This is a genomic window from Nissabacter archeti, assembly GCF_018257325.1.
GTDB classification, from domain to species: Bacteria; Pseudomonadota; Gammaproteobacteria; order Enterobacterales; family Enterobacteriaceae; genus Chimaeribacter; species Chimaeribacter arupi.
Map to the genome: position 1 here is coordinate 143,805 of NZ_JAERKB010000006.1, position 24,991 is coordinate 168,795.

Genomic DNA, 24,991 nt, shown 5'->3' on the forward strand with positions numbered 1-24,991 from the left:
GTGCCTGCGCTTGCCGCTTCCGGCCCGCGGATTTCCGCACCCTGACCTTCACCGGTGGCGATAGGCTTCGGCTGCACGCCGCCACCGTTTTCACCTGGGGCTACTTTCGTAGTCACAGCCGCCGTGTTGCGTACCGCACCTTTCACTAGGTTGCTTTGGGCACCCGAGTTTTCAGCTGAGGTTACCGTCGTTTTAGGCTCGGCATCGGTCGCAGTTGCCGCCGGCATCTTACGCACTGAGCCTTTAACCAGTTTAGGTTGGCCTTCATACGCCGTACCGTTGTTGGTATTCCCATCACGCGGTGTGGCGTTGTCTTGCACGTTGTTGGTGCCCGACCCTGGGGTCAGTACCACCGGTGCCGGTTCTTCAACTCCCCAGCTCTTACCGTCGTACTTGCTCGGATCACCGTTCAGGCCGGTGGTTTCAGCGATATTCTTCGCGGTGCCGTCCGGATCGTGAACAACTTTGCCCTGGCCTTCGTATGCAGTGCCGTTACTGGTATTCCCATCACGCGGCGTGGCATTGTCCTGCACGTTGTTGGTGTTGGACCCTGGGGTCAGCACCACCGGCTCAGGCGTTTTCACATCCCAGTGCTTACCGTCGTACTGGCTTGGATCACCGTTCAGACCGGTCGTCTCAGAGATATTTTTCGCCGTGCCGTTTGGATCGTGAATAATCTTGCCCTGGCCTTCGTATTCGGTACCGTTATTGGTATTCCCGTCACGCGGCGTGTCATGATCCTTGATGTTGTTGGTGTTAGACCCTGGGGTCAGAATCACCGGATCAGGCGTTTTCACATCCCAATGCTTGCCGTTATATTGGCTCGGATCAGCAGCAGGGGTGCTGTCTGCCGGTTTAATATCCGCCACACGCGGAATGGTAGAACCCGACCTCGGTACGCCCTCATACGGGGTGCCGTTGTTGGTATTACCGTCGCGCGGCGGCTCAATCCATTCCGTTTTACCGGTGGCTGACCCTGGGGTGAGGATGACGCGATCCGGCATCTTCACTTCCCAATGCTTACCGTTATATTCGCCAGGACGGCCCGGTTTAGCAGGATCGATCGTTTCGTCACCATCCGTTCCATCCGGCTTCGGCTGGTTATCGTCCGGCTTCGGCTGAGGTTGCGGCTTCACATCATCCGGTCTTGGTGCCGGGCGTGCGTCATCCGGTCTTGGTGCCGGGCGTGCGCTATCCGGCCGTTTTGGCGGTGACGCTGCGTCTGGTTTTTTCTTGCCACCACCTCCGGTACCGAAGCTGAAGGAGATGTCATTGCCCCACTCTTTCTCATCTTTAGTGATGGTAGAGGTCTGGCTGCCATCCTTGTTCAATTTGCCATTGACCTCACCGACGACGTCACCGACAGAAATGGTTGAGTGCTGTGTTTCGTTGAAATGCACTTCATCCACAGTTTCCACATAGCCGTTGACACTGACACCGGTTTTGGTGATACCACCGCCGCCGCCGCCGTAGGCACCGTCTTGCTCAACCTTATCAATGAGTTCAGTGGCGTTGATCTTGCCTTTCGTTTCCACCGTGCCGGTTTTGCTGTCAGAGATAATGTGGGCACCGGTCATGTTGATATCATCACCGCTCTTCACATTCAGCTCACCCTTGGTATGGATGCCCGCCTGTTTATTGGTTTTCGCTTCATCATGATATTCCGAGCCCCCACCAGCATTCACGCCAAAGGTTGGAATCGGCATCATCTTGCTGTCCGTTGTGACGGCCACGCCTACTGAGACCCCGGCATGCCAACTGGACGCGTCGGTGTTTACCGTATCCTGGCGTGAGATGATATTGAGTTTGCCGCCGGTCTCAATATCGGCGGTGTCCGCCTCAATATTCGACCCGTCCAGGGTCATATTTCCCCCGGTCTTAATCTTCACATCTTTCGCTGCAATGGAAGAGTTGGTGTAACTCTTCGTATCACCCGATGACTTACCGCCATGGGCGCTGATATCCAGCGAGGCCCCCATACCGACGGTGTCTTTGTCAACCGCCACGCCCGAACTGATACCGACCTCAAAGCCTTTGGATTTCTCTTTAAAGGAAGTTTTTGCCTCCGCCGCACGCACGCTGAGGTCACCGCCAATGTCCATATTCACGCCATCGGCTTTGATATCCACCCCGTTCAGGGCCGCATCGTTTTTGGTTTTAATATTGAGCTGGCCGGCTTCAATATGGGTAATGTTTTCCTTGCTCGACGATGTAGAACCTGAGGTAGAGTTTTTACTGACGCCCCACGTGGTGGTGGAACTTGCCAGGTCGTTGAAATAGAGGTTAGAGGCATCGCCCGCTACCTGGAGTGCCGTCATTGCCGGGTCAAAGCCAACGTCCGGGTTATTGACTTTATTCACCACCATCGCCGCGTTCTTATCCAGCACGTCGGCGACCACGCTGCCGCTCTGGTTTTTCACCCCAATGAACATCTCTTCCTTGGAATAGGTCGTCTCTAACGTATCTTCATACTTCGTGGACGCCAGTTCCTCGGCCGTGAGATTAACAAGGCCTTTGGACTTGATATCCGCGCCGCCGATATCCAGCGTTTTCCCGGCGGTCATATCCAGTTGTTCGTCAAAGTTAAACTGGGCGTTCTTATTGGTGGTGCTTTGGGCGGTGCTCTCTTCCTTCAGTGAGCTATAACCCGCTTTTACCTCAACCATCGGTGCCACCGGCGCTTTACCCGGTTTTCTGCTGCCCGGAGAGGCGGTGTCGGTGTCATTCACGTTCTCATAGTTGCCGCCATCGGTATGGGAGGATGCGCCGTCGCGGTTACTGTATTCCCCTTCTGCGGTATAGCCGCCGCCACTCACCTTGCCGGAGATAGAGAACTCTTCTTTGACATGTTTCGTTTCACTGTAGGCGTGATCCTGTGCAGTTTTGATCAGGATGTCATTGCCTGCGTTGAATTTACCCGCTTTCGCGGTGTATTCGCCGCCTTCCATGACGATGTCATTGGCTGCGTCAATAACCATATTGTTGCCGGCGGAAATATGGCTCTGCTTACTGGTTGCCTGCGTGTTTTTGGTTTCTGTGGACTCAAAGTTCAGCGCACCGCCAAAGTCAGAGGATTGTTTATACTCCGCAGAAATTTCATGCATTTCATTGAATTTGACATCCCCTTCAGTGGCCTTCATGCCGATATCTTTGCCTGCCGTGATGGTGCCGGCATTGACGGTGATATCTTTGGCTTGCATGCCGATGCTGCCGCCTGCAGAGATGGCATCATCGTAGCGATGGATCTCCTGTTTACCGGTGACATCACGGCCGACGCTGGCAGTGATATTGATTTCACCGTTTTCAGCGCTCATCAGGATATCCTGACCGGCTTTCATCGCAGCGCCGTCATTATTGATGGAGCCATCGGTACTCACCGCAATAATGCTCTCACCGGCTTTGATGCCGCTGTTCATGCCGCGGCTGACGTTATTGATGTCGCCTTTCGACTGGATCACAACACTCTTACCAGCGCTGATCACGCCGTTATTGTTGTTCACTTCAGTCGCGTCAGTGATCACGTTGTTATTGGCGTGAATCACTGCCGAGCCGGCGCCTTCCTGTACCCCGGTTTCCATCTGTTCAATGGTTTTGGCAGAGAGGTAAACCATCGGCACCAGCACATCTGTGCCGTCAATGTTCTGGTTAACGAACCAGACAATGTCCTGATCCAGATTGGCTTTTTGCTCATCCGTCAGCGGTTTACCCACTTCCAGCCCCATGAAGGCATCATCACTGGCCTGACGGGCATTGTTCATCAGCATCTGCACCAGGTCGGCGCCTTCTACCCCATCACGCACGCTGAAGAAGGTGCCGACGGATTGGTTCAGCTGGCGGCGGATCAGTTCGGAGATGAAGTAGTTGTCCCCAATCACCATCGCCGGCTGAGCCGGGTCGTAGCCTACCTGCTCAAAGAAGTACTCAGAGCCGAAGTAGTCATCCTGATTAATCAGCGATGTCCGGGTCTCATACATCGGCACGACTTTGCTGTCAGGATCTGTTTTAACAGCTTTATCATCGCTATTGCGGGTATTCCACTCGGTCGAGGTGGCGAACATTCCTGGAATGTTGATAAGCTCCGCCAGCGTCGGCAGGGTACTGATGCCGCCACGCAGCTCTTCCACTTTTTTCAGGTTAACGTCGATTTCATAGCCTGCATCAATGGCGTCGACTTCTTGTTCGCCGACTTTCTCCACCACGACATTTTCGTCTTTGCCGGTTTTGATCTCGACATCGTCGATGCCGTTATTCAGGCTGCCGCCATCGTGGACGAAGTCCCCCCCGGAAACAATGCTGCCTTTATCACTTGGCAGGAAATATTGTTTCTTCTCTTTGAGTTGTTTCTCACTCTCACCGTTAAGTTTTGCCCAGTCACTTTTCAGGTCAGCATAATCTTTTGTGATCCAGCTTTCGCCAAACAGCCTGATCATAATATCGTTTAATTGCGCTGAAGAATTTGGTGTGCCCGCAGCAGTTTTCCGCATAACGTCGACGAATTTAGGACGATTGGCATCTTGCCACCAGCTCCAGCTTGCATCATCATCTTTATAGTCGCTTGGCTCGCCGCTTCCTAACAGGTAATCCAGCAGACCATGCAACGTATCGAACAGCGCCGTACGCGTGCCGTCACCTACTGATCTCCAGTAGAAGCTGATTTTAATAGGCGTTGCGAGCTGATGATGCAGATAGTCATGCATAGACATATCCACATAACGCGGGGTGTTATACAAATCACCCGTAATAAACATGCTGCCTTTGGACTGAATAATGCCGCCGTCATTTTTAACGCTCATCGGCTTTTCAGCACTGTTGGTAAACAGATCTTTCTGGTTAATGAACATATGCCCACCAGAAGAGATCTCCCCGGCTTTTACCAGTTCAATATCAGAAGAGAGGATGGGCAGGTCTGTCCACATTTTCCACTCTAAGTATTTCATCCCCTCATCACCGGTGATAGAAGCCGTGCCTTGCTGCGTTGGGCCGTAATCCCATTTATCGCCGCTGTACTGGCTGCGGTTTTCAATGACCTGGGCATCCAGGTTCATATTACCTTCAGAACGGATAATCCCTACGTCGTTAATCAGGTTTTCGGCGACGATAGATATATCGCTCATGCTCAGCACATTACCGTTATAACCATTGGTAAAGGTGCCTTCTTTCGCGTCGATATTAAGATCGTCCATGCTCCAGATCAGCGAATTTTCACTGTTGGTAACATTGGTACCGGTCAGGTAGATGTCCTGGTTACTGATAATGGCGTGGTTATTGGTGAGGTCGCCTTCAGCATTCAGATGAATTTCACCGCGGCTTTCCAGGGCGGAGTCAATCTGCAAATCACCCGTGGTATTAATAGCAAGTTTATTCCTGGCGTTGATTGTCCCGGAGTTATCACTGTCATCAACGTTGTCATCCGGGTTGCTGTCGGCAATATCCCGAAGGGTGAAATCACCCTTGATATTCAGCTCCAGAGAATGATCTGACCAGAGCGTCCCTTCGTGGTTTTTCAGGAGCTTATTGATATTCAGGATCAGGTTTTCATACGCCTGAATTGCGCCGTGGCGGTTATCCAGCGTGTTAGTGAGTAAGTTGACCTCACCAGCGCTGATCTGGCCCCCCATCAGATGATCACCCTTGGTGTTGGACAGGGTGTCTGTGATGATATCCAGGCGGTTATTTGCGACCAGGGCAGCGCCGCCGGTGTTCACCAGCTCATCAGCAATCAACAGTTCCATGCTGTCATCTGCCAGCACGCCGGTACCTTCGTCTGTGTCAGTACCAATGTTCTCCATCGTATCGGCACTGATGCTCACATCGCCCGCGGATTGGATAATCGCTTTGCTGTTGATCAGCTTGCCGATCTGTTCCAGTACCGCTGCGGTTCCGCCGCTGATGTAGGCACCGTCCGCGTTGGTAAGCTCCGCGATGGCCTGCAGCGTCAGCTGCTCGATAGACGCAATCAGGGCCGTTTCACCGCTGTTGACCAGGCGGTTAATGCCCTTCAGCATCACGGCGTCATTCGCCTGAATGACGCCCTGGTTTGCCAGGGTATCGATGTTAACGATGGCTATCTGTGCGGCAGAGAGAATCTGGCTGGTCGCATCATTAGAGAGGACGCCGATATCAGACAGTGTCAGCGCGTCATTAATCGACAACATGCCGGACGCGTTTTCATTTTTCAGCAGGCCGACATTGTCGATATTGAGTGAACCCTGGGACTGAATTGTACTGCTGTCAATATTACGCAGTTGGACGGCATTGCTGATGTCAAGCGAGGTGCCGGCGCTGATCAGGCCTTTCTGGTTAACGATGTTTTCTACACCGTCCAGCACCACCTCATTGGTGGCCGACAGCGTAGACTGCGCATTGGTCAGGTCTTTAACCTGCGTCATGCTCAGCGAATCCCCGGCGAGGATGGTGGAGTCATTCTGGTTAGTCACGGTGTTGATGTTATCCAACACCACGTTATTACCCTGAATCAGGCCTGAGTCATTCAGCAATGTATTGCTGTTTTTCAGGTCAAACGTATTACTGGTAATAATGGTACCGTTATTTTGGTTCGTCAGCGTATCCAGCCCGTTAAGATGGATATTATTACCCTGCAACCAGCCACCATCATTGGTGATATTGAGTTTGCGCTCTTCTGCACCGGTTACCGTCAAATCGCCGTAGGCGGTGGTTTCACTGCCCTGATGCAGGTTTAGTGCATCGGTCAGCGCCAGGTTCATCTCTTTGCCGGAATAGAGTTTGCCGCTGTTGTCCAGGGTGTCGGTTTTAATGCGCAACGCATCTGCAGCCTGCACTTTCCCGGTATTGGTCATTTTCGCGCTGCCGGCCGTGGTGCCGTTCTGCTCGATAGCGACATTTTTACCCTGAATATCCCCGCTGTTGTTAACCAGATCGCCATTCGCCTTGAGCGTAATATCCGCATTGGCGTTGATCACACCGCTGTTATCCAGCGCGCCGGTTTCAACGATGACATTATTGGCAAACATCGCGCCCTGGTTTTCCAGGCTACCCACCGTAAAGCGCTGGGTGTCAGCATAAATAATGCCGCTGTTTTTCGCCTTGCCTGTATTGAGGAAGAAAGAGCCGGCAGCCTGAATGGTACCGTCGTTTTCAGCCACATCAGTAATATTGAAGGTGATTGCGCCTTTTCTGGCTACCACCCCGCCTTTATTGTTTTTGAATTTTTTCGCGTTAACGCTGATGTCACCCTGTTGTGCCACGAGCTGCGCATCAGAGGTCACACCGGCGTTCACCACCTGCCCGCCGACCCGCACCACATATGCGCCTTTTTCCAGCGTAATCGTGGCGTTATTCAGGCGGTTACCTTGGGCATCAACCGCATACAGATTGCCCGCAATCTGGTACTCATCATTGACGTTGATGATAATGGACGGGATATTGCCGGTGCTGCTCTGGCCATTTTTAGCCATCAACACTGCGGCGCTTTGCAGCATAGAGCCGGCATCGATGCGGATCGTGCCCTGTTCAGAGACCGCATCGGCCCCCAGCATCAGGTGGGACAGTGCACGGATAACCAAATCGCCCTGGCTGGCGATGCCGCCGTAGCCATCATGCTTCTGCACGGAGATAGTGTTACCCGCCAGCGTGACATTGCCCTGATCGCTTTGAATGCCGCTCAGCATCAGGTCGCCGTCGGCAGAGATTTCAACGCCGCGCGTCCCCACCAGGCTGCCCTGGTGGCGCACGCCCACGCCGCTTTCCGTACTGATCAGCTGAATACGGCCGCCATACATGGAGCCTAAGGCGCTGCCGTCGATGGCGACTTCCGGCCGATCTTCACCGGTGGTGCTGCGCACGGTGTGTGTACGGGTTTCCGGATCATAATCATTCAGGCCCGTTACCACTTTGGTTTCAGCCTGGCCTGCGATTTCCCCGTCCAGTTTTACGGTGCGGCTGATGATATCAAAATAGCCCAGGCCATCGGTTGAGATGCCGCGCCCTTCGATATCTACCCCACCTTTTTCTACGTTAAGCAGAATACGGCCGTCGTTCTGAGGGACGACTTTACCGGTAGTCAGGGTCAGGTTATTGGTGTTGACCGTAGACACACCATTCACTTTGATCCCATTTTCGTTGGCAATGATGACGTCAGCTTTACGGCCAAACACTTCCATGGTGCCGTTAAGGTGAGTACCTTTCGCGCCCGTCACCTCATTGAGGATGACGTTAGCCTCTTTATTCAATTGGGTGTTCTTCATCGTATGGCCGCCGATTTTAGAGACACCATCGGCCATGCTGTTGTTAAAGATCACACCCTGCTGGTTAACGTTGAATTCCGAGTATTTATTATGTGAAATTCCACGTTGGTTAGGATCTGTGATATTAACCACCGGCGTACCATTCGCTGACTGATTCATTGTCGGCGCATTTTGTTTATTGGTTTCCGGGATAATCGCATCACCCATTGCAGCGACCGGCATAACGCTGGCAACGGCCAAGTATAAGGGACGAAGCTTACTGTTCAACCCTTTTCCTTTTTTACTTCCTTTCTGAACCGGCTGTTTTTTACTCACCATTTTTTCCTCTAAAATATCACCATTGCACATCAAAGATTATTCACTTAAAAATTCAACCCAACGCTGTAATAGATTGCGCTTTCAGACACGTCCTGATCCCTTAACGTAGAAGGTTCAGCTAAAGGCCAGCTCATCGTAAGTGACGTATTAAAATATTGGCCGGAGGCTTTAATACCGACGGCAGCACCTGTCATATATTGCGTATGACATACATTAACCCCTGCCGGGCAGTTGTCTTTCACCGTCCCCAAATCGTAACCAATAAACGGCGTAATCTGGTTTACGCCAAATTTATTCACGTAAATCGGGAAATTGAGGTTATTCGCAATATAGGCACCGCTATGCACTGACATAAAGCTGTCTTTATAACCACGCACGGTAAATTCATCACCCACGCTGAATTTCGCGTCGCTTACGGTGACATCCGGCGTATATTGGAAACCTGAGCTCATGTCATAAGTGATGCCGACATGATCATTACGATAGAGGTCGCGTGACCAGTTCACCATGCCGTTATATTTGACATAGTTCAGGTCAAAGCCTTCCAGATCGGCATCGTCTTTCCAGGCTGCGTTAAACCAGGGTGTGCCGGTCGTGATATTCAGATCACCATAGAGCCAGCCGCCCCATAAGGCGCCCACCCGGTTTAACCCGGCAGTGATGCTGCTAAAACGTTTACTGCTGACATCAATGATGTCGCCTTCAATCAGGTTCGCGCTGTCACGCGTTTCTACTTTGACATAGCCGCTGGTTTTCCCCAGCGCGTCACGGTGCAACAGACGGCTCAATTTTAATGAGGCCCGGCTTGAATCACCTTCACTGTGGTAGCCGCCATAATAGCCGCCAATGGTTTTTGCATACCCGGACTTATAGAACATCATGTCCCAGGTCCAGTAGCCTAAAGGCAGGCTGTAGTTAACGGACCAGGAGTCCTGGTTATCCGGGTTGTTTTTCAAGTCGTTAAAGGAGTAATAAAAGCCCAGCACATCGTTCAGGCCAAGTGGGTTATTCACATTCAGACTGGCAGAATATTGCCCCCAGCCTTCAGCTTCCGAACCGGAGTTATTGGTGGCAATGCCGCCGGAAAAAGGCTGAACATCCGCACCTTGCAGATTCACCGTGGAGTAGCCCATTTTTTCATGGGGTACGATGCTCAGTTTGTCACTACGGGAAACACGCATCAGGTTATCGAGGCCCTGATCAATATCCTGAAGGTTTAATGGTTTCCCTTCAGCAAAGGGCATGGCACTGAACAGACGCGATGATTCACGGAATGTCGGCTTCTTTCCTTCCACGCTAAAGTCAGCAACTTTTCCCCACAGCACTTTCAGGTTCAGAATACCTTCACGCAGGTTACCCTGCTGAATGGTGACCAGCGTCGTGGAGTAGCCTTTTCCAATATAGAAATCACTCAGCTCCTTTACCAGGGACATAATTTCATATTGGCCCATTTTAGTATTGATATAACGATCAATAATTTTTTGGCGCGCCGGTGAATCTTCATAGATATCGTCACCGGCAACATTGATCTGTTTAATCATAAACTGGTAGCCGGCACCGGGTTTTCCCAATTCCGACAAAGAAGTGTCGACCCCCATCTCTTTCTGGGTAATGATCTCTTTTTCACGTGCCTTCTCCTCCTCAATAGTGAGTTGGTTCTGACGGCGCTCTAATTGATCCAGTTCATGCTTTGCGTTATTTGTTGATAACATCGCAGAGTAAGCATTGCCGGAAAGTAGTAATACGCCTGCACTAACGCAAAGCATTTTCTTCATCATGTTAAATTACACCTATAAGACTTAATGTATTGAAATGAGTTAATCCATGTAGATATCAAAAATGGCATACGTATTGACTTTGCCCGGCGTCATCGAGGGAATATCAACAGGAACAATCTGTGCTTTATATTTCAATGTTTTCTTACCGGTAACGTTGCCCACATTGATTGCCTTTGTTTTATCGCCTGTGACATCAATGCCCATGCCCATGCTATTCATTAATTTCACTTCAACGGATTTTGCGCATTCTGTTGTTTCGCAGTTTTTAATTACGCCTTTCGCTGCCCCAATACTTTGCTCCCCGGTAAAGGCAATTTTTACGGGTACCGTTACCGGGCAATCCAGGGTCAGTTCAAAATCCTTTACCACGCCTTTCGTAATTTTCTTTGTGGTGAAATCTGCAATGGAATAACTGCCTAAATCAACGTTCTGATAGGTTGTCAAAATCGCGCAGGATTTAGGCTGAATGTCGACGGCGCTGGCCAGCGTGACGTTCATTAATGTCAAAGGCGCGCCAGGGTTAGTGTCTGCAGTGACCTGAACCACCCCGATCTGGCCGGCAGGAATCACACCGGCAGAGATGGTGCCGGTCTGAACAAACTCCAGCTTAACCGTATCACCACGTTCACTACAGGCCCCATTACACGGGTATGCAGTGGGGAAATATGCCCCTCGCGACGTTGGCCAGCTTAACCGGATGCCTAAGCCTGGAATATTTGTCTGGTACACATCCGGCACCGTAGACTCCGTACTCAGCTCCGGGCGGGTAAATTTAGAACGCCAGGTATTCCTTATATTGGTTCCGCAGTTATAACTGATCCCCGGCGCCTGAATTTCTGCCGCCCCAAGCACGGTACCGGATGTGCCGTTACTCGCCGGACGCAGGGTAGGCACCGTGATAGCAATATTCATCACTGAACCCGATGTAATAGAGCAATTGTTGGCTGCCGCCACAGGCATGCTATAAAAAGAGAAACCTGCCGCCATAACAAAGGCTATTTTCATCAAAAATTTAAACATAACGCCCCCCTGCCCCGTTCAGAGCAGTAATTTATTTTTTACACATCAGATGCTGGGTAGGAATATCTTCGTCAGAATTAGTGGAAGATGTTTTATCCATTTTATAGTCAATGAAACAGCTGCCTTTCTCTTTTCCGGATGTCCAGCTCACCCGCAATTTTCCGGAAATCTTATCCTGCGGCAGGCTTAACATGGCACGGCCGCCCTGGCCTACAATGCCCAGAACCTCATCGCCTTCATTTTTGATCGTCGCACCATAAGGAATATATTTTCCGTCAACGCGGTTAATCTGAATAAATTGTGTTGAGGTACTTTTAGTATCCAGTTTTATTTTTACTGATGCACCGGCCGTCGGTACGGTCTGTAATTTGGATTCACCAAATTCCACGCCGATGGGTGCGCCCTTTGCTTCAACATAAATTTCGTTATATTGATAAGGGCTCAGGGAAGAGATGATCGCATAGCCATTATCCGACACGGTGGACGTCAACTCTGGGTAAATACGCGCGCCCGCCGCTCCTTTTGCTTCAACAATGCCGAAGGTATTCCCTAATGAAGAGGAGAAATTCACACCGCCGCCATGCACAACGACCGCACCGCTGGCATTTATTGACCCGGTATAAGAGGTTTCTGTCTGGCTATAACTGATGTTGCCTTGTGCGCGGCTGCCGTTATACCCCATATTGAAACCGAAATTGGTCTGGTGTTCCTGGGCATAATCAAACCAGGTGCCGTAGTCGAACTGATTATATTCACCGGCATTGCCGTATAAGGAAGCCCTGAGCTTGGCATCCTGATTGCTGTAACTGACAGCGGCATTCAGTGTCGGGACTTTGGTATGCAATGTCCCGAATGGCACCGACATCCCTAAATAAATTGCCCGATCTTCTATCCCGTCCTCATCAATGGTTTTACTTAAATTGACGCTATAACTGACAGAGCGCCAGGAATTGGAATAACCAAATTGATAGCTGCTTTGTGTATTACGGCTGTAGCGGCTGTCCCAGACACGGCCATAGTAACCGGATGCAAATACACTGCCCCAGCCAGGTGCCAGCGACTGGCTGATATTGACTTCAATTTTGTCGCGGTAGTTTTCCGGCAAAAAGCTGTCATCACCTGTCTCCTGCGCTTCCGCCGTTAACAGCGCATCCATCAGCGAGTAGTAGTTCTGGCTGGAATAGCGATACCCTGCCAGGCTCAGGTTGGTGCCCGTCTGGTCAATGTATTTCGCCAGGCTGACTTTCAGGCTCAGATTGCAGATGCTGTCACAGGCATTATCCTGTTCGTCTTCAAACGAGGTGAAAGAGCGGGTTAAATCGATACCCAACGCCCCCAGAGGCGTATTGATTGCCATCCCGCCCATCAGCGCAGCGTAATCACCTGGTGCGGTAATCTGGCCGCCGCCATAGACCGTCACCGTATTATTCAGGCCGTACTGATAAGTGCCTTCCATTAATACAGGAGTATGGCGCAGCGATTCACTGCGGACTTCACCGGCCGTTGCTGAGAACTTCGACGTGCCTGGGCGCAGCAACATGGGCAGGCTGGCGTAAGGCGTAATGAAGGTGCGGGTCTTACCGTTACTTTCGTTGATCGTGACTTCTAAATCACCGCCATAGCCGGTCGCGTAGAGGTCATCGATGACGAACTCACCTGGCGGCACGCTCATTTCACGGATAAGGTTGCCGTTTTGTTTAATGGTGATCCGGGCATTGGTATCCGCCACACCGCGCACAACCGGAGCGTAGCCTTGCAATGACTGCGGCAGCATCCGTTCATCGCTCATCAGGCTTACGCCGCGCAATGCCACGGTATCGAAGAGTGACCCTGTGGTATTGATATCCCCGGCGGTCAGCTCCGCCTTAAGTGGAATAACGGCACGTTGTACATAAGAAGAGAGATGGCTCCATTGCGTGCCGGTTTCATCATTGGTGTTAATATTGTCATAGGTATAGAGACGCCAGGCGCCCCATTTCAGTGATGAGAGCAGGCTGCCGTAATAATAATTAGAGGACGTATGATCATCATATTGGGTGCTGGTTGCACTGACGTTATAGCTGGCTGAGAAGGAAGGCACACCTTCATCCCACAGCATAGGGTTAATGTAACCCTCCGGATTGTTATTTAAATAACGCTGTGGAATGGTTATTTGCAGGATTTCATCATCAGTGTCATAGTCCGTCGTTGCACCGGGAATAATATCCTTAATTAAAATGCAGGCGTTATTCTGCCAACCGAGCGGCAACGTTTCAGGATTCACATCCATTTTAAGCAGCATCTCTGCTGACAAACAGGGTTCTACATTTCCGGCAGAATCCTTCACAAACTTAATGTGATGCGTACCTAATGTTTTTTTATTGCGCGTAACTTCAACAAAGTATTCGCCCGGCTGAGTGGTTGGCTCGCCATCATAAATACTGAAGTCTGTCCCTTCGTTATAAGCATTGGCAAAACCACGATTAAATTTTACCGCGGATTTTTTAGGGGCAACTGCGCCCCCATCAACAGGTTGGGTGTCACTGTTATTAATAATATGGCTTTCATCTGCATAGTTCACTGCCGGATAGATACTCAGGCTGCCGACCACCAATGAAAGGGCTATTTTTCCTCCTTGTCCAACCCGCATTTTATCTTTTCCTCTATCATAAAAAGTCTGACAACTTAAAACTGCTTATCCACGTAGGCACCAAGATCGGTGATGAAGGTGTATTCCAATACCGGCTTAGCGGTTTTGTTTTTCGTTTTAAAAGAAAATGTTTTTTTACTAAAAGGTGCAACCATATCGCCATTGATCAGCGTTTTATCATCGCCTTTAATGACTAGCCGGGAGAAAGAGACATGGAAAGGCGAATTATTTTCACAGGTATAGGTATACCCGTCCGCATTGTTTGCCATGCTCCACTTCAGATTTTCTCCGGCCTTGATTTCATCACCCTTCAGGCCTGCCGGACGATAGAAGAATTTCAGGCGGGTGCGGAACGCCAGATTAAGCAGATTTTTATCCTGCAACGACGCCTCTTCCGGCGGAATATCCAGGAAGTTAACCCATAAGACGGATTCACGATCTTTCGGGTATTTGTTTACCGTATCCTGCGTCTGGAATATGCGGAATGTTTTCCCTTTTCCTTCGTTAACCCGCGCCATCGGCGGCGTAATAACAAACGGCAGATCTTCTTTATCCGCAACACCCGATTCTGCGCGGCTATCCAGCCACACCTGGACTAAGCTCGGTGTATTGCCAACGTTATTGACACGAATAGCCTGCTCTTTATCTTTCGCATTAAATATCACCCGGGTTCCCATAATTTGTATTGAGGCAAAAGAGGGGAAGGCTGTTGTAAATAACAGCGAAGTCAGTAAAAGTGCTTTCAGCTTCATAACATTAGCTCATGTAGAGTAAATAAGGGGGAGCACCCCCCTTATTTAATTAGTTGTAAATAATGGAATAAACAACGTTGGTATTAACCGTACCTGCAGTTGCTGCCCCACCGGTTGCAACATATTGCGCCCAGTAATCAAATCGGGCAGTACTGTTTGTAATTTGTTTACCTTTGGTTGGATCGGTAATTTGCTGGTTAAGATCAATCGCGTTCAGTTTTTCATCCGTCAGCCCTACCTGTACTTTGGTTGCCGCACCCGCTGCAGTGTGGTTTTTCAAATTACCGGTTACCGGGTCAATATTAAGGCTGAGCGCGCGCTCAAAGGAAACATTGGCATATTTCCCGTTTGGACATTGCGCACCACTCAATTTAATATAAAACGGTGTATCCCCAGCACGACGTTTGTCTGCATCCAGAGACGTCACACTGACAGGTTTCAGTTTTACGGTGAAATCACCGGTATCACTGGAACCCGTATCATCGCCCACTTCAATTTCACAGGTTGCATCACTAATATCACCCGTAAAGGTAATGGTGCCGTCTTCAGCGCTGACCGCTGTAGCACTTACCAGTAGACAAACAGGTAACATTAGTGCTTTCATACGTTTAGTAACAATACTCATAATTACTTCTCCTTTAACTAGGCCAATTTCCTAAGGGAGGAAATAATAGACAACCCCTAAAAATACATATATGGCGCTATGCCTAAAATATTCGGAGAAATACCTCAAAATCATTTACTTGCTTCATGATTTTTATTTTACTCATAGAAGAAATGCATTAATTAAACCTGCTTTTAAAGATAAATTAACAATAAAAGTGATGAATACGGGAGAAAAGGATTTAATTTTATAATTACCATTACTATTCGATAATAAGTTTTTCACTTGAATAAGGTGAAGAAAAAGTAAAAGTGCTTAATCAATAATAAGTTGGCTAATAACTAAAGCTTTCTCATTTTTCTCCGCCTTAAAGAAGCCGGCGATTTAAAGCAGAGAGAAAAATACCTCTACCCACCTGCTTATTTATCATTATAAATATAAGCGCCGGCTGTCTTTACCTCTTCTTTCCTTTCTTATATTTATCCCTATGATTTACACGCCAATACATGGCGATGCGCTGCTTTTAAAGCGTGCGTTTTATCAGGCCAGCCCTGTAAATAAGACCCGGTGAAATAACTTGTTACTGTGCATAATCCTTATAACCAACTGTTTTTTTTAATTTTTATGAGGGAGGGGCAATAACGGGTAGCGAACAGAGAGGGTCATGACTAGGCTTAATACATCAACAAATCATCATAAGGAGGACACGATGTCGAACAAGAAAATTGCGGTACTCATCACCGATGAATTTGAAGATGCAGAATTTACCTCACCTGCGGACGCCTATAAACAGGCTGGTCATCAGGTCATTACTATTGAGAAGAAAGCCGGTAATGTAGTGAAGGGTAAAAAAGGTGAGGCCAGCGTCACCATTGATAAGTCTATTGATGACGTCAGCGTTGAGGACTTTGATGCGCTGCTGCTGCCCGGTGGCCACTCACCGGATTCCCTGCGCGGGGATGACCGGTTTGTTGCTTTCACCAAAGCATTCTCTGACAGCGGTAAACCCATTTTTGCGATTTGCCATGGGCCACAGCTGCTAATCAGTGCGGATGTGCTGCGCGGGCGTAAGGCCACCACCGTGAAACCGGTCGTGGTTGATGTAAAAAATGCCGGTGCTGATTTTTATGATAAAGAAGTGGTGGTAGACAACGATACACTGGTCACCAGCCGCACCCCGGAAGACTTGCCGGCCTTTAACCGTGAAGCATTGCGAATTCTGGCGCAGTAAGCGCGGGTGAAAGGTCAGTTACTGTGATGTGAAAAGGCCGCATAATGCGGCCTTTTTTATGGGCGGTTTTCACGCTGCCAGAAAAGTTTTTTACCGAACCCCAGCGTGTTGTCGGTCATTTTTATTTCGTCCAGCGACAGCCGCCAGACAGGCGACGGCATAGCCCGGGCCACCGGAAATTGTTTGCAGTAAAGCGCCCTGCCCGCCTGCTCTTCCTCCCCCACCAGCTGTATTGCCCGGCCGCTGTATTGTACCCCTTTAATCAGCGCAACGGTTTTCGGCTGTGCGGCAATGGTGCCGCTGACACGGGGCTGCTGCGCCATCAGCGCGCCGTGGCGGGTTTTCAGATCGGTCATCAGCAACAATGCCATCTGTCCCGGCTCCACTACATAAAAACAGTTCGCGCACCATAAATCTTCCCCGGCTGCCGCGCAGAGGGTCAGGACATGGTATTTTTTCAGGTACTTCTCAATGGCTACCCGATCATCAGACAGCTGCATATGTTTCTCCCCTGGGAAGGGTACGCCGGCCTGGCCGGCGCACACGGCAAGTAGAACCCACCCGCCAACTGGTTTACCCTGTGGCCATGATAAATGATCAAAAACCCCTTATTGCTGACTGCGCGCCCGCCGCCCTGTGGCACCTCTATATGCTGCGTACCGCCGCCGGGCTGCTGTATACCGGCATCACTACCGATGTTCCGCGCCGCCTGACGCAACACCAATGCGGCAAAGGGGCGAAAGCCCTGCGCGGCAAGGGGCCGTTGACGCTGGTGTTTCACTGTGTCATTGGCGACCGCTCAGCCGCCCTGAAAGCGGAATATCGTATCAAGCAACTTTCACGCGGCCAAAAAGAGAGGCTGGTAAGCGACCAGCCTCAGGATCTTATGGCGTATATGGCGCATACCGGCCGGGTGCCCGCTTAAAAACGGTTAAAAGGCGGCGCAAAACTGATAAGGCCGGAGGCATCATCCAGCGCCTGCTCCGACAGCGGATAGATCTGGAAGGCGGCTTCCGCCCCCGGCCAGCGGCAATGCAGCTGATGGGCGGCAGCCGGGGTGAACCCCAGCCGGCCGTACCAGGCCGGGTCGCCCAGTACCACTACCGCCGCATAGCCAAATTCATTGAGCGCATCCAACCCCTCATACACCAGTTTGGTGCCGATGCCCTGATGGCGCAGCGTTTCATCCACCGCCAGCGGTGCGAGGCCCACCCACTGACGATCTTCCCCTTCCACATCCACCGGGCTGAATGCGGCATACCCGACTACCCCGCCTTCGTCATCGGTGGCGACGATGCCCAGGGTTAACAAGCCATCCTCACGCAATTGCTGGACCAGATCGGCCTCATCGTCACGGCCAAAGGCGCGGCGTAACAGGTTGTCGATGCCGGCAGCATCCACCGGGATTTCTACACGAATTAACATAATTCACCTGCACGGGAGAAGGTTGCGGTGTCCTGTTGCATACCGGCCTCAATAAAATCAGCCAGCTGGGTCAGCCCTTGCCGGAGCACCGGCGGCAGCGTGTCCAGATCCACGGCATCCATCAGGTTTTTCACATACAGGCCGAGTTCAGTATCCCCTTCAATGCGCAGACGGCGCTGGAAGAAGAGTGTGTCCGGGTCACGGCGGCGGGCCGCGATCAGGATCAGGTCATTGGCGTCCGCACTGAAGCGGACATCCGGCGTGGCGTCTGCACTGATTTTCAGGCGATCATTTTCCACGGTGACATACCAGCGCAGGCCCAGGTCCCGGACGTCGACCTCCAGCCAGCGCGATGCCAGAAATTCCAGCTCCCCGTCAGCCAGTGCCTGCCGGAACTGCCAGTGCAACAGTTGCTGTAACACCTGTCGTTGCAGAGCAAACGGCATAAAGGTTAACGGAATGCGCAACAGTGACGGCCCCTGCCGCACAATGCGTGCTCGTAATTGCTCCAACACTGGCATTTACTCCTCTGGTAAAGACTGGCGCTATTTTGCCATATCGGGAAACAGGTTCAGCGCGCGGTATCCATAAATTTTGCACCAGAACGTCGCTGTGTACAGTGGAATTTATTCATCAGCTTGTTAACAACTCGCCAGAAACTGCCTCAAATCAATACTTCAGCCTGCCGGGTTGCCTAAAATCGCCGGCTGTTATGTCATCACCCATGATGGGTGGCTCTGCCGGGAATATACTATGGAGTTACTTTGCCCTGCTGGCAATCTGCCAGCGCTGAAAGCTGCGATCGAACAGGGCGCGGATGCGGTTTACATCGGCCTGAAAGATGATACAAACGCCCGCCATTTTGCCGGGCTTAACTTCACTGAGAAGAAACTGCAGGAAGCGGTGGGCATTGTCCACCGCCATCACCGCAAACTGCATATTGCCATCAACACCTTTGCCCATCCCACAGGCTTTGAACGCTGGCAGCGCGCCGTGGATATGGCGGCCCAGTCCGGCGCGGATGCCCTGATCCTTGCTGATTTAGCGATGCTGGAGTACGCCGCCCAGCGTTACCCCCACCTGGAACGCCATGTCTCTGTGCAGGCGTCCGCCACCAATGAGCAAGCCATCGCGTTCTATCACCGGAATTTCGCTGTCAGCCGGGTGGTACTGCCGCGGGTGCTTTCCATGCATCAGGTTAACCAACTGGCACGCAGCAGCCCGGTGCCGCTCGAAGTCTTTGCCTTTGGCAGCCTGTGCATTATGGCGGAGGGGCGCTGTTATCTCTCCTCTTACCTGACCGGGGAGTCGCCCAACACGGTCGGCGTCTGTTCACCGGCCCGCTTTGTGCGCTGGCAGCAAACGCCACAGGGGATGGAATCCCGGTTGAATGACGTGCTGATTGACCGTTATGCCCGTGGCGAAAACGCCGGCTATCCGACGCTCTGCAAAGGCCGTTATCACGTCGGGGATGAGCTCTACCACGCGCTGGAGGAACCCACCAGCCTGAATACGCTGGCCCTGTTACCGGCGTTGATGGCGGCTAATATTGCGTCGGTGAAAATTGAAGGGCGTCAGCGCAGCCCGGCGTATGTCAGCGAGGTGACGCGCATCTGGCGGCAGGCTATCGACCTGTGTAAAGCCGATCCCAACGCCTTTGAGCCGCACCCCGCCTGGATGACAGCACTGGGCGGTTTGTCGGAAGGCACACAAACCACGCTGGGTGCCTATCACCGTAAATGGCAATAGAGGATAAGGGACATGAAATACTCATTGGGTGCAGTGCAATACTACTGGCCAAAAGAGAATGTGGAGGCGTTTTACCAGGCGGCGGCAGAGAGCAGCGCGGACATCATCTACCTGGGGGAGACGGTATGCAGCAAGCGCCGGGCGATGAAAGCCACTGACTGGCTGGCCCTGGCACGTATGCTGGCAGCCGCAGGCAAGCAATGCGTGATCTCTACCCTGGCGCTGGTGCAGGCCCCTTCAGAACTGAACGAGGTGCGGCGTTATGTTGAGAACGGGGAGTTTTTACTGGAGGCCAACGACCTGTCGGCCGTCAATATGGCGGCGGAACAGCATCTGCCGTTTGTGGCCGGCCATGCGCTGAACTGTTACAACGCCTATACCCTGCGCATTTTGCACCGGCAAGGCATGGTGCGCTGGTGTATGCCGGTCGAGCTTTCGCGCGACTGGCTGGCCGCATTGCTGGCGCAGTGCGAGACGCTGGGGCTGCGCGGTAAATTCGAGGTCGAGGTGCTGGGCTACGGCCATCTGCCGCTCGCCTATTCTGCCCGCTGCTTTACCGCACGCTCAGAGAACCGCGCCAAGGATGAGTGCGAAACCTGCTGCATTCGTTACCCGACCGGGCGGGTCGTGCATTCGCAGGAGCAACAGCAGGTTTTCGTCCTGAACGGTATTCAGACGCAAAGCGGTTACTGCTACAACCTGGGCAATGCGCTGGCCGGCATGGCGGGCCTGGTGGACATTGTCCGGCTTTCTCCCTCATCCATTGACGATCTGGAGATGCTGTCGCGCTTCAAGGCGAATGAGCAAGGAAACGCGCCGATGACTGTTGCGACACAGCCTGAATGCAATGGTTACTGGCACCGGATCGCCGGGCTGGCGCAGGTCGCGCAGCCGTAACCGGTGCGGCTGCCCGGATGAGGAAGCCCGCCCACTTTCCTGGGGCGGGCCAATAGCGCACATTCCCCTTAGGCAAGAACTGCGGGATGCGTAATACTCAGGGTTATGATTAGTTGGCGAGCTATTTCGCCACTGTATAAACCGTGGGTAATGACTATGTCTCAATCAACGACAGTATCCCAACAAACGGCCTCCCAGCCGCAAACCGTTCCTCTGTCGGTGCTGGACCTGGCACCGGTGCCGCAAGGCCTGGGTCCGGCCGATGCCTTCCGCCACTCCCTTGAGCTGGCACAACATGCTGAAAAATGGGGCTATCAGCGCTATTGGCTGGCCGAGCATCACAACATGACCGGCATCGCCAGTGCCGCAACTTCCGTACTGATTGGCCACCTTGCCGGCGGCACGAAAACCATCCGCCTTGGCTCCGGCGGCGTCATGCTGCCTAACCATTCCCCGCTGGTGATTGCCGAACAGTTCGGCACGCTGGCCACGCTCTACCCCGATCGTATCGATCTGGGGCTGGGCCGTGCGCCGGGTACAGACCAGCGCACCATGATCGCCTTGCGCCGCCATCTTTCCGGTGAAGTGGACAATTTCCCGCAAGATGTGCAGGAATTACAGCACTATTTTGCTGATGCCCAGCCCGGCCAGCCTGTACGGGCAGTGCCGGGCCAAGGGCTGCATGTGCCGATCTGGCTGCTTGGCTCCAGCCTTTACAGCGCGCAGCTGGCCGCCGCGCTCGGCCTGCCGTTTGCCTTTGCCTCACACTTCGCCCCGGACATGCTTTATCAGGCACTGGCGTTGTACCGCAAAAACTATAAGCCGTCAGAACGCTGGCCTGCGCCGTATGCGATGGTCTGTGTGAATGCGATTGCGGCCGACACTTCAGAAGAAGCACACCGTATGTTTACATCGAACCAGCAGCAGTTTATCAACCTGCGTCGCGGCCACCCCGGCCCGCTGCCGCCGCCGGTGGATGACATCGACAGCCTCTGGTCTCCGGCGGAGCGTTTTGGCGTTGAGCAGTCACTGCGGATGTCAGTGGTCGGCGATAAGAAGAGTATCCGCCACGGCCTTCAGGCGTTGCTGCGCGAAACCCAGGCGGATGAGCTGATGATTAACGGCCAGATCTACGATCATCAGGCACGTCTGCGCTCATTTGAAATTGTGTCAGAGGTGCAGCAGGATTTGGTGAAAGAACCGCGCATCGGCTGAGGCCGTGAATAGCAGGCAAAAAAAACCAGCCCGGAGGCTGGTTTTTTTATATCACTGGCAATTAATTATGCATCGCCAAAACGACGTGGGGTGCGCTGGCCGTCACGGTTACCTGCCGGACGACGCTCGCCGCCTTCACGACGTTCACCGTTGAACGGACGCGGAGGACGGGCACCGCCTTCACGACGCTCACCGCCGCCAAAGGAACGGCCACGGCCGCCTTCACGGCGATCACCTGCCGGTGCACCACCTTCACGACGCTCACGGCGTGGTTGCGGCTGTGCATCACCCAACAGCTGCATGTTCAGCGGCTTGTTGAGAATACGGGTGCGGGTGAAATGCGACAGCAGATCGCCCGGCATCCCTTTCGGCAGCTCAATGGTGGAGTGGGTAGCAAACAGCTTGATGTTACCGATGTAACGGCTGCTGATGTCGCCTTCGTTGGCGATCGCGCCCACGATGTGACGAACTTCAACGCCGTCATCGCGGCCCACTTCAATGCGGTACAGCTCCATGTCGCCCACGTCACGACGCTCACGGCGCGGACGGTCACCATCACGTGCATCACGGCGATCGCCACGATCGGCACGGTCACCACGACGATCGTCACGATCGTTGAACTCGCGGCGCGGACGCGCTTTGAAAGCCGGCTCCGGCGGCAGAATCAGCGGACGTTCGCCCTGGGCCATTTTCAACAGTGCTGCGGCCAGGGTTTCGATTTCCAGCTCTTCTTCCGGTTGCAGTTTAGCCAGCAGACCACGGTACAGGTCCAGATCGCTGCTTTCCAGCTGTTGCTGCACTTTCGCAGCAAATTTAGCCAGACGACGTTGACCCAGCAGTTCTGCGTTCGGCAGCTCTACTTCAGGAATGGTCAGCTTCATGGTGCGCTCGATATTGCGCAGCAGACGGCGTTCGCGGTTTTCCACGAACAGCAGCGCACGACCCGCACGGCCTGCACGGCCGGTACGGCCGATACGGTGCACGTAGGATTCAGAATCCATCGGGATATCGTAGTTCACAACCAGGCTGATGCGCTCAACGTCCAGGCCACGGGCCGCTACGTCGGTAGCAATCAGGATGTCCAGACGACCATCTTTCAGGCGCTCCAGAGTCTGCTCACGCAGAGCCTGGTTCATGTCGCCGTTCAGGGCAGCACTGTTATAGCCATTGCGCTCCAGCGCTTCTGCCACTTCCAGGGTCGCGTTTTTGGTACGTACGAAGATGATCGCCGCATCAAAATCTTCCGCTTCCAGGAAACGTACCAGCGCTTCATTTTTACGCATACCAGACACAGTCCAGTAGCTCTGGCTGATGTCAGGACGGGTCGTCAGGCTCGACTGAATGCGCACTTCCTGCGGGTCGTTCATGAAACGACGGGTAATACGACGAATCGCTTCCGGCATGGTGGCAGAGAACAGGGCGGTCTGATGGTCAGCCGGGATCTGCGCCATGATGGTTTCAACGTCTTCGATGAAGCCCATACGCAACATTTCGTCAGCTTCATCCAGTACCAGACCGCTCAGGTTGGAGAGGTCCAGCGTACCGCGTTTCAGGTGGTCCAGCAGACGGCCTGGAGTCCCTACTACAATCTGCGGGCCTTGACGCAGGGCGCGCAGCTGTACGTCATAACGCTGGCCGCCATACAGGGCAACCACGTTGACGCCATGCATGTGTTTAGAGAAATCGGTCATTGCTTCAGCAACCTGAACCGCCAGCTCACGGGTCGGTGCCAATACCAGGATCTGAGGTGCTTTCAGATCGGCTTTCAGGTTGTGCAGCAGCGGCAGCGAGAACGCTGCAGTTTTACCGCTACCGGTCTGTGCCATGCCCAGCACATCGCGGCCGTTCAACAGGTGAGGAATACACTCAGCCTGGATCGGTGACGGTTTTTCATAGCCCAGGTCAGTCAGGGCGGAAATGATCGGAGCAGACAGCCCCAGGTCAGCAAAAGAGGTTTCAAACTCAGTAGTCATGTACACGTGCCTCATATGAGATGGCGGCCAGTCTACGTAACTCGTCGAGAAAATTTTCAGTCATTTTCATTGAAAAGTGTGAACCGGCTCAAAATAAATTTAATAAACGAACAAAAAAGCCTCGCCCGTTAAGGCGATTGACGTTGGTGGAAAACCAAGGTAAATCAGGCTGATAGGTCCGTCAGCTATTGCTGGTCCGATTCTGATAGGTCGTCTTGCTCTTGGCCCAAAAGCGCCAATTCCAACAATGCGTAGCGGTGCTCAACAAAGTTATGAACATTGTTAGCCACCGTCAGCTTGAACAGTGCCGAAGCGCTGCTCTTGTCCCCCAGACTCAGGTAGTGTTTACCTAAATAGAAGTCAGTTTCACTGAGATGCTCAGCGAGCGAAGTGTTATCCGTTGCATCTGCCTTCAGGCGGTCCATCAGCGTGTCTTCGCTGATTTTGCCCAGGTAGAATTCGACAATATTCCATCCCCATTGCCCTCTGTCCGCTTTGTCGTGACGCTGTTCCAGCAACACGTCAGCCTCTTTGGGGTCGATTTCTCGTTCCACCAAATAAAGCCACAACGAACGGAAGGGATCATTTGGGTCGTCTTGATAAAACGCCTGCAGATCATCCTGCGCCAGGCGGTACCGGCCACCGTAATACAGTGCGATGCCCCTGTTTAAACGCGCGTAATTGTAAGTTGGATCAAGCTCTAATACAGAATCAAACGCTTCATAGGCAGCATCAAAGTTGCCTGCCTGCGTTAAGTAAATGCCCAGGTAGTTGAAAACTTCCGGCATGTCGGGACGAATCGCCAGCGCCTGTGAAAAGTCGTTTCGCGCTAACGCCCGTAATCCAAGGCTATCATACAGCACTCCACGCTCATATAACAACTGCGCACGCTCATCATCTGTCAATGCCCGGCTGGCAAGGATTTGTTCCATGCGTGCCAGAATGACTTCCTGCTGCAGCGTAGGCTGCAAAGGAATCGCCAGAACGTCGTCTTTACGCCAATCATGGTTGCTGCATCCTGCCAGCATAAGTGCTGTCGCAACATAACACCAGCGCAAGAAAGGCTTCATTTCCCACTCCCGAAGACAAACATTGGATGATCGTCCTGTCATCCGCTTGCTTAACACAAAGGCGTCCTGCCCTCGCGATACGAACAGCGCCCTGCCACCGGCAAG

The 24,991-nt window shown here is 52.4% G+C and carries 17 protein-coding genes (1 of these 17 running past the window's edge); 5 read left to right on the forward strand and 12 right to left on the reverse strand.

Annotation, left to right across the window (positions count from 1 at the left end; all coding sequences use genetic code 11):
- The 6 genes in view from JK232_RS09635 to JK232_RS09660 are tightly spaced (at most 49 nt apart) and all read right to left on the reverse strand, a layout consistent with a single transcriptional unit that may run on beyond the window.
- A protein-coding gene (locus JK232_RS09635) for a two-partner secretion domain-containing protein (protein WP_476739374.1) crosses the window boundary here: on the reverse strand, window positions 1-8,573 show its 5' portion. 499 nt of this gene lie to the left of the window's left edge; only the first 8,573 of its 9,072 coding nucleotides appear in the window; its start codon is at window positions 8,571-8,573; its stop codon lies off the left edge, out of view.
- A 14-nt stretch (window positions 8,574-8,587) separates the two neighbouring features.
- Window positions 8,588-10,321, reverse strand: coding sequence for a ShlB/FhaC/HecB family hemolysin secretion/activation protein (locus JK232_RS09640; RefSeq protein WP_101828183.1), 1,734 nt, complete (start codon window positions 10,319-10,321; stop codon window positions 8,588-8,590).
- A gap of 39 nt (window positions 10,322-10,360) precedes the next feature.
- Window positions 10,361-11,341, reverse strand: coding sequence for a fimbrial protein (locus JK232_RS09645; RefSeq protein ID WP_072927145.1), 981 nt, complete (start codon window positions 11,339-11,341; stop codon window positions 10,361-10,363).
- A gap of 31 nt (window positions 11,342-11,372) precedes the next feature.
- The gene (locus JK232_RS09650) at window positions 11,373-13,970 is read right to left on the reverse strand and encodes a fimbria/pilus outer membrane usher protein (protein WP_101857807.1); all 2,598 of its coding nucleotides are present in this window, start codon (window positions 13,968-13,970) and stop codon (window positions 11,373-11,375) included.
- 35 nt (window positions 13,971-14,005) lie between these two features.
- Window positions 14,006-14,722: a fimbrial biogenesis chaperone gene (locus JK232_RS09655; protein ID WP_072927134.1), complete on the reverse strand. Its 717-nt coding sequence runs from the start codon at window positions 14,720-14,722 to the stop codon at window positions 14,006-14,008.
- Window positions 14,723-14,771: 49 nt separating this feature from the next.
- Window positions 14,772-15,347 (reverse strand): fimbrial protein, encoded by a 576-nt coding sequence (locus tag JK232_RS09660; protein ID WP_072927132.1) that lies wholly within the window; start codon window positions 15,345-15,347, stop codon window positions 14,772-14,774.
- Between the two features lie 688 nt (window positions 15,348-16,035).
- Here JK232_RS09660 and JK232_RS09665 point away from each other — a divergent pair.
- Window positions 16,036-16,557 carry a type 1 glutamine amidotransferase domain-containing protein gene (locus tag JK232_RS09665; RefSeq protein ID WP_072927131.1) on the forward strand — a complete coding sequence of 174 codons (522 nt, stop codon included), beginning with the start codon at window positions 16,036-16,038 and terminating at the stop codon, window positions 16,555-16,557.
- A gap of 56 nt (window positions 16,558-16,613) precedes the next feature.
- On the opposite strand, the gene JK232_RS09670 is transcribed toward JK232_RS09665, so the two are convergent.
- Window positions 16,614-17,057 (reverse strand): YhbP family protein, encoded by a 444-nt coding sequence (locus JK232_RS09670; protein WP_072927129.1) that lies wholly within the window; start codon window positions 17,055-17,057, stop codon window positions 16,614-16,616.
- A gap of 86 nt (window positions 17,058-17,143) precedes the next feature.
- Between JK232_RS09670 and JK232_RS09675 the strand changes: the two genes are divergently transcribed.
- Window positions 17,144-17,482 carry a GIY-YIG nuclease family protein gene (locus JK232_RS09675; RefSeq protein WP_212589106.1) on the forward strand — a complete coding sequence of 113 codons (339 nt, stop codon included), beginning with the start codon at window positions 17,144-17,146 and terminating at the stop codon, window positions 17,480-17,482.
- Here JK232_RS09675 and JK232_RS09680 read toward each other — a convergent pair.
- Window positions 17,479-17,982 carry a GNAT family N-acetyltransferase gene (locus JK232_RS09680; RefSeq protein WP_072927127.1) on the reverse strand — a complete coding sequence of 168 codons (504 nt, stop codon included), beginning with the start codon at window positions 17,980-17,982 and terminating at the stop codon, window positions 17,479-17,481. The genes JK232_RS09675 and JK232_RS09680 overlap by 4 nt on opposite strands.
- Window positions 17,976-18,497: a ubiquinone anaerobic biosynthesis accessory factor UbiT gene (gene ubiT / locus JK232_RS09685; protein WP_072927126.1), complete on the reverse strand. Its 522-nt coding sequence runs from the start codon at window positions 18,495-18,497 to the stop codon at window positions 17,976-17,978. Before ubiT ends, JK232_RS09680 begins: the two co-directional genes overlap by 7 nt.
- Window positions 18,498-18,735: 238 nt before the next feature.
- Between ubiT and ubiU the strand changes: the two genes are divergently transcribed.
- The 3 genes from ubiU to JK232_RS09700 all read left to right on the forward strand — a co-directional run bounded on the left by ubiU (window position 18,736) and on the right by JK232_RS09700 (window position 21,843).
- Entirely contained in the window at window positions 18,736-19,731 is a 996-nt protein-coding gene (ubiU, locus tag JK232_RS09690) for a ubiquinone anaerobic biosynthesis protein UbiU (RefSeq protein ID WP_212589107.1), read from the forward strand.
- 12 nt (window positions 19,732-19,743) lie between these two features.
- Window positions 19,744-20,628, forward strand: coding sequence for a U32 family peptidase (locus JK232_RS09695; RefSeq protein ID WP_212589108.1), 885 nt, complete (start codon window positions 19,744-19,746; stop codon window positions 20,626-20,628).
- Window positions 20,629-20,784: 156 nt separating this feature from the next.
- The gene (locus JK232_RS09700) at window positions 20,785-21,843 is read left to right on the forward strand and encodes a luciferase-like monooxygenase (RefSeq protein ID WP_101828187.1); all 1,059 of its coding nucleotides are present in this window, start codon (window positions 20,785-20,787) and stop codon (window positions 21,841-21,843) included.
- A 65-nt stretch (window positions 21,844-21,908) separates the two neighbouring features.
- Here JK232_RS09700 and JK232_RS09705 read toward each other — a convergent pair whose 3' ends face one another.
- The 3 genes from JK232_RS09705 to nlpI form a co-directional block, all read right to left on the reverse strand.
- Complete coding sequence (locus JK232_RS09705) at window positions 21,909-23,816, reverse strand: DEAD/DEAH family ATP-dependent RNA helicase (RefSeq protein WP_072927119.1); 1,908 nt, start codon at window positions 23,814-23,816, stop codon at window positions 21,909-21,911.
- Window positions 23,806-23,886, reverse strand: a complete 81-nt coding sequence (gene yrbN / locus JK232_RS23060) for a protein YrbN (protein WP_101816386.1) — start codon at window positions 23,884-23,886, stop codon at window positions 23,806-23,808. Before yrbN ends, JK232_RS09705 begins: the two co-directional genes overlap by 11 nt.
- Window positions 23,887-24,001: 115 nt before the next feature.
- On the reverse strand, window positions 24,002-24,886 hold the full coding sequence (nlpI, locus tag JK232_RS09715) for a lipoprotein NlpI (protein WP_101828188.1): 885 nt from the start codon (window positions 24,884-24,886) through the stop codon (window positions 24,002-24,004).
- Window positions 24,887-24,991: the final 105 nt, after the last annotated feature.

What these genes read in the sequence shown, in the direction of transcription:
- JK232_RS09700 (WP_101828187.1), top strand. Translation starts at nt 20,785, where the DNA reads ATGTCTCAATCAACGACAGTATCCCAACAAACGGCCTCCCAGCCGCAA.
- yrbN (WP_101816386.1), bottom strand. Translation starts at nt 23,886, where the DNA reads ATGAAAATGACTGAAAATTTTCTCGACGAGTTACGTAGACTGGCCGCC.
- JK232_RS09670 (WP_072927129.1), bottom strand. Translation starts at nt 17,057, where the DNA reads ATGCAGCTGTCTGATGATCGGGTAGCCATTGAGAAGTACCTGAAAAAA.
- JK232_RS09665 (WP_072927131.1), top strand. Translation starts at nt 16,036, where the DNA reads ATGTCGAACAAGAAAATTGCGGTACTCATCACCGATGAATTTGAAGAT.
- JK232_RS09675 (WP_212589106.1), top strand. Translation starts at nt 17,144, where the DNA reads ATGATAAATGATCAAAAACCCCTTATTGCTGACTGCGCGCCCGCCGCC.
- nlpI (WP_101828188.1), bottom strand. Translation starts at nt 24,886, where the DNA reads ATGAAGCCTTTCTTGCGCTGGTGTTATGTTGCGACAGCACTTATGCTG.
- JK232_RS09655 (WP_072927134.1), bottom strand. Translation starts at nt 14,722, where the DNA reads ATGAAGCTGAAAGCACTTTTACTGACTTCGCTGTTATTTACAACAGCC.
- ubiU (WP_212589107.1), top strand. Translation starts at nt 18,736, where the DNA reads ATGGAGTTACTTTGCCCTGCTGGCAATCTGCCAGCGCTGAAAGCTGCG.
- JK232_RS09695 (WP_212589108.1), top strand. Translation starts at nt 19,744, where the DNA reads ATGAAATACTCATTGGGTGCAGTGCAATACTACTGGCCAAAAGAGAAT.
- JK232_RS09680 (WP_072927127.1), bottom strand. Translation starts at nt 17,982, where the DNA reads ATGTTAATTCGTGTAGAAATCCCGGTGGATGCTGCCGGCATCGACAAC.
- JK232_RS09640 (WP_101828183.1), bottom strand. Translation starts at nt 10,321, where the DNA reads ATGATGAAGAAAATGCTTTGCGTTAGTGCAGGCGTATTACTACTTTCC.
- JK232_RS09650 (WP_101857807.1), bottom strand. Translation starts at nt 13,970, where the DNA reads ATGCGGGTTGGACAAGGAGGAAAAATAGCCCTTTCATTGGTGGTCGGC.
- JK232_RS09660 (WP_072927132.1), bottom strand. Translation starts at nt 15,347, where the DNA reads ATGAGTATTGTTACTAAACGTATGAAAGCACTAATGTTACCTGTTTGT.
- JK232_RS09705 (WP_072927119.1), bottom strand. Translation starts at nt 23,816, where the DNA reads ATGACTACTGAGTTTGAAACCTCTTTTGCTGACCTGGGGCTGTCTGCT.
- JK232_RS09645 (WP_072927145.1), bottom strand. Translation starts at nt 11,341, where the DNA reads ATGTTTAAATTTTTGATGAAAATAGCCTTTGTTATGGCGGCAGGTTTC.